The 5,559-nt window shown below is 38.2% G+C and carries 6 protein-coding genes; all 6 read left to right on the top strand.

The window, feature by feature from the left end:
• A partial coding sequence (locus VJ937_RS08310; protein ID WP_324066435.1) for a DUF6089 family protein occupies positions 1-363 on the top strand: 363 nt, incomplete at its 5' end.
• A gap of 21 nt (positions 364-384) precedes the next feature.
• Positions 385-1,134 (top strand): isoprenyl transferase, encoded by a 750-nt coding sequence (locus VJ937_RS08305; protein ID WP_324066434.1) that lies wholly within the window; start codon positions 385-387, stop codon positions 1,132-1,134.
• Positions 1,135-1,144: 10 nt separating this feature from the next.
• Positions 1,145-3,709, top strand: coding sequence for an outer membrane protein assembly factor BamA (bamA, locus tag VJ937_RS08300; RefSeq protein ID WP_324066433.1), 2,565 nt, complete (start codon positions 1,145-1,147; stop codon positions 3,707-3,709).
• Between the two features lie 19 nt (positions 3,710-3,728).
• Entirely contained in the window at positions 3,729-4,244 is a 516-nt protein-coding gene (locus tag VJ937_RS08295) for an OmpH family outer membrane protein (protein WP_324066432.1), read from the top strand.
• Between the two features lie 54 nt (positions 4,245-4,298).
• Positions 4,299-4,814, top strand: a complete 516-nt coding sequence (locus VJ937_RS08290; protein WP_324066431.1) for an OmpH family outer membrane protein — start codon at positions 4,299-4,301, stop codon at positions 4,812-4,814.
• 55 nt (positions 4,815-4,869) lie between these two features.
• Positions 4,870-5,559, top strand: a 690-nt coding sequence (murI, locus tag VJ937_RS08285; RefSeq protein ID WP_324066430.1) for a glutamate racemase, incomplete at its 3' end; no start/stop codon positions are given.

Genomic DNA, 5,559 nt, shown 5'->3' with positions numbered 1-5,559 from the left:
AATTTTTTTAAATTTGAACTTTCTGAACGAAAAACATATTTGACCCCATATCTTGGTGGCGGGTTGGGAATGCTATTAGTCGAATTTAACTTTTCTTCCCGTGTGATGGACAATATTACTATTCCTTTTGGTATGGGCGCCAAAATAGGTATAAATAATCGATTGACATTGGGTTTGGAATATACTTTGCATAGAACTTTTCGCGATGATTTAGATCAAATTTCTGACTGGAGATATAATTCATTGGATGTTTTTTCGTTAAAGCAGAGGGCAAATGCTCAAAACGACGATTGGTTTACATTTTTTGGTGTATTCATATCGTATAAACTGAAAGATTGTGTAACTTGCCCCGCCTATTTATAAAATAACAGAAGAGAGAGGACGATGAAGACCCTGAAGGAACAAGTAGCTGAAGGCCAGCTGCCTAAACATGTCGCCATTATCATGGATGGTAATGGTAGATGGGCCAAAAAGAAAGGTAATAAACGTATTTTTGGGCATAAAAATGGTGTTGCTGCTGTTAGAGAAACTACAGAAGCTGCGGCTGAAGTTGGTGTTGATTACCTTACATTGTATGCTTTTTCCACCGAAAACTGGAATCGCCCTCGAACAGAGGTTGATGCACTCATGTCCTTGTTAATACAAACCATTAACCAGGAGACTTCCACACTCCTTAAAAATGATGTCAAGCTCGAAACAATAGGCGATATCACATCCTTGCCTAAAGATGTACAAAGAAAACTCGTGGAAGCAAAACAAAAGACCGCAACCAATAAGCGTACCACCCTCACGTTGGCATTAAGTTACAGTTCGCGTTGGGAGATAAACAAAGCGCTCAAAAATATTGCGAAAAAAGTAAGCGATGGAGAGATTGAAGCAGATCAGGTGGATGAAAGTACATTGATCAATCATCTTGAAACCGCTCATATGCCTGATCCAGAATTGCTCATCAGAACAAGTGGTGAACAAAGGTTAAGTAACTTCCTATTGTATCAGTTAGCATATTCAGAATTATATTTTACCCCAAAACTTTGGCCCGATTTCAGAAAAAATGATTTCTTTGAGGCGATTTTAGCTTTTCAAAGCCGGGAAAGACGTTTTGGCAAAATTAGTGAACAACTACAAAAAAAATAACTAGACGGGAATGCGTAGAATAAGCTTATTATTAGTAATTTTTAGTTTCATTTCATTATCAGGACTTACACAGGTATCGCTCAATAACACACTTAATAATCTTGATTACAACAATCCCAGAGAATATGAGATTGGTGGGGTTACTGTATCCGGGGTCAAATTTCTTGATCACGGAGTATTGGTATCTTTATCAGGATTGCAGGTGGGTGAAACCATTGAAGTGCCTGGAGAAAAAATTTCGAAAGCAATTAAAAACTTGTGGGAACAGGGTCTGTTTTCAGATGTTGAAATAAAAGCCACAAAGATAATTGCCAATAAAATCTTTTTAGATATCTACCTGCAGGAGCGACCGCGACTTTCTGCCTTTTATTTCAAGGGTATAAGAAAATCGCAGGCTTCCGATATTAAAGAAAAACTTACTTTAGTAAGAGGTACACAGGTTACAAAAAGTAAAATTCAGCGTGCTGTAAATACCATTTCCAATTATTTCGTAGATAAAGGTTATTTGGATGCCAATGTCGAGGTGATACAAAAGCAAGATACAGCGCTCAACAATCATATTGTACTTGGTTTTGATATCGACAAAAATGAACGTGTTAAAATAGCATCAATAAACTTCCATGGCAACGAGACTTTCAGGGATGGCCAATTGCGCCGGAAAATGAAAGATACCAAGCAAAAGACCTGGTACAATATTTTTAAACGTTCGAAATATATAGAGACCATATATGAGAAGGATAAAAAGAAAATAATAGATTTCTATAATGAAAATGGTTATCGAGATGCCAAAATTACCCGCGATTCAATATATAGAAATGAAGATAGTTTAGTTGTAATTGATATCTTTATCCAGGAAGGAAATAAATACTATTTTCGTGATATAGAGTGGGTTGGCAATACAAAGTACAGCAATGAGCAATTGAGCATTGTACTTGGCATTAAAAAGGGAGATGTGTACGATGAAACCATTCTGCAAAAACGGTTAAGAGGCGCCCAGGATGCTGTCAGCACTTTATACCTTGATAACGGATATCTGTTTTTTAATGTTACACCAGTAGAAGTAAATGTGGAGAAAGATAGTATCGACCTTGAAATGCGCATTTACGAAGGTAAACAAGCCAGAATTAACAGGGTTACTGTGGTTGGTAACACCAAAACACACGACCACGTGATACGCCGGGAACTTAGAACGAAACCTGGTGAATTGTTTAGCCAGACAGATGTACAACGTTCTATTCGGGAGTTGGCTACACTGGGATATTTTAATCCGGAAAAGCTTAATGTGAATCCCCAACCCAACCCTGCAGACGGTACAGTTGATCTTGAATATATTGTAGAGGAGCGTCCGAGCGACCAGATTGAGCTTTCAGGTGGTTACGGTGCAGGAATGTTTATTGGTACACTTGGATTAAGACTTACCAACCTTGCCATTGGCGACTTCTTTAAAAAAGGAGCCTGGAGACCACTTCCAACTGGTGATGGGCAATCGTTGAATATTCGTGGACAAACTAATGGTACTTATTATAAAGCACTTAGCGCTTCGTTTACTGAGCCATGGCTTGGTGGAAGAAAACCAAACTCATTAACCGTATCATTTTATCATACCGTTCGTTCGGTTGATCAACGCCTGTACGATGTGGAGCGTTTTATGAAAGTAACAGGTGGGTCTGTTGGATTAGGCCAGCGTTTGGAATGGCCCGACACATATTTCTTATTGAATAACAGTGTCAGTTTTGAGCACTATAATCTCAGGGAATACAGCTCTTATTTCTTTATTGATAATGGTCGCTCAAATAATTTGAGTTTTACCACTGTGTTTTCAAGAAATTCTATCAGTCAGCCCATATATCCCAGAAGCGGTTCACTAGTCTCTCTGTCTTTACAAATTACACCACCTTATTCATTGTTTAAAGATAAAGATTTTTGGAAACTGTCAGAATCAGAGAAAGACGAAATCCGCACAGATATCGCCGATGAAGCAGCTGCAGATTATGAAATTGAAAAGCGCCAAAATGCTAAACGATACAAATGGATTGAATATCACAAATGGAAATTTAAATCATCAAACTTTACTTCAATTATTGGTAAATTAGTATTGAACACCAATCTGGAGTTCGGTTACCTGGGATATTTCAGCAACAGCATCGGCCCCTCACCATTTGAAAGCTTCCAGTTAGGTGGTGACGGTTTATCAGGTTATAATTTGTATGGTACCGAAACCATTGGGTTGAGAGGTTATGCAAACCAGGGGCTTTCAGGGCAATACGGTTCTCTAACGCCTCAGCAAGGAGGTAACCTGTATGAGAAATTAACCTTTGAATTGAGGTATCCACTTTCATTGAATCCAAATGCTACTTTCTACGCACTTACATTCTTTGAAGCAGGTAATGCGTGGTACGATTTTAATGAATTTTCACCATTTGACTTAAAACGTTCTGTTGGTGTGGGGCTAAGAATATACCTCTCTATGTTTGGTATGTTGGGTATCGATTATGGTTATGGTTTCGACGATATACCAAAGTTACCAGATGCAAATAAAGGACAGTTTGCGTTTTCCATTGGCCAACGTTTCTAAAATTTTAAATTATAAACATATGAAAAGGACAAGTCTAATTTTGCTGATGCTCATGCTTTTTGCAGGTATTGGCAGTGCACAGCGATTTGCATACGTAGATACGAGATACGTACTGGACAATATTCCTGAATATGAATCTGCCCAGGAGCAATTGGATATAATTGCTCAGGAATGGCAGGATGAGATAGAAGCAATGTATACTGAAATAGAAAAACTATACAAGGAGTACGAAGTAGAGAAAGTTTTGCTAAGCGATGAGCTAAAAAGGAAGCGTGAAGAGGAGATACTGCAAAAAGAGCGGGAAGTGAAAGAGCTTCAGAAAAAGCATTTTGGTCAGGAAGGTGACCTTTTCCAAAAGCGACAGGAGTTAATAAAGCCTATACAGGATGAAGTTTTTAATGCCATAAAAGAAATAGGCGAAAAAGGAAATTATGCAGTTATTTTTGATGTCGCATCTGGTATGGGCATTTTATATAATGATCCTAAGTACGATAAAAGCGATGAGGTACTTGAAAAACTAGGTTATCAAAATTAACTTTGTATATTTGTATCACTTAAAATTTGAATGTAGAATTAAAGAAATAAAGTAATGAAGCGAGTATTATTAGTTTTAACGGCTTTAGTAATTGCAAGTGGTTTTGCACTTGCACAAAAAGATCTCAAAATAGGGCACATTAATTCCAACGTTTTAGTGCAGCAAATGCCCGAATTTGAGCAAGCCCAAAAAGAGCTCCAAAAGCATGCAAAAGATCTTGAAAGTGCCTTGGGCGAAATGCAAACAGAACTGCAGACCAAATATCAAAATTATAGCTCAAGAGCAGATTCTCTGACACCTCTTTTGCGACAAGCAAAAGAAGAAGAAATTACAGAATTGCAGCGCAGAATGGAAAACTTTAGAACATCTGCCCAGGAAGACTTAAGAAAGAAAGAGATGGAGCTGCAGCAGCCCATTATTACCAAAGTTCAAAAAGCCATTGATGATGTAGCACAAGAGAATGGTTTTACTTACATTCTTGATGCTGTTGAAGGTGGGCCAGTACTTTATACAGCCCCATCAAGTATTGATATTACACCAATGGTGAAAAAGAAATTGGGTGTACAGTAAGACATTTTTACAATCTAAAATAGAAGGCTATCTTTGTATCAGATAGCCTTTTTTTATGGATAAGAACAAAGCAATAGGTGTTTTTGATTCTGGTTTGGGTGGCATAAGCGTTTTAAACCATCTAACCGAATTATTACCAAAAGAGCATTTTGTCTATGTAGCAGACAGTTTATGGTGCCCGTATGGAAGTAAAAGCTATACAGAATTGAGAAAAAGGGCTGATCAAATTGTTAATTATTTGATCAGTCGGGGCGTCAAAATGATAGTTGTGGCATGCAATACTGCCACAGCAGCTGCTATCGATTATTTGAGATCGCGTTACGATTTGCCTTTTGTAGGGATGGAACCGGCAATAAAACCAGCCGCAAAACTGACGCAAACCAATGTTGTAGGAGTATTAGCTACCCCCAATACATTTGACGGTCATCTTTTTCAGGAAACACGAGAAAAATATGCCAGCCACGTTGAGGTGCTGATACAAAAAGGGTGTGGCCTTGTAGAGCTCGTTGAGAATAATGAAACAACCAGTAAACGAGCTTTCGATTTACTCACGGAATACACCCGACCCATGCTGCATAAAAATGCAGATTACCTGGTACTGGGCTGCACACACTACCCATTTCTGACCCAAACAATTGAAAAAGTGGCCCCGGAATTAAAAATTATCGATCCTGCTTTACCTGTAGCAAAACGAGCAAAACAATTGCTTGCAGAATATGATGGATTGAGCAATAAGCAACAAGGA

The organism is Salinivirga sp. (genome assembly GCF_035268865.1).
In the GTDB taxonomy this organism is placed as follows: domain Bacteria; phylum Bacteroidota; class Bacteroidia; order Bacteroidales; family Salinivirgaceae; genus Salinivirga.
The sequence above is the reverse complement of the archived record's forward strand: the minus strand, read 5'-3'. Positions and strand labels throughout refer to the sequence as shown.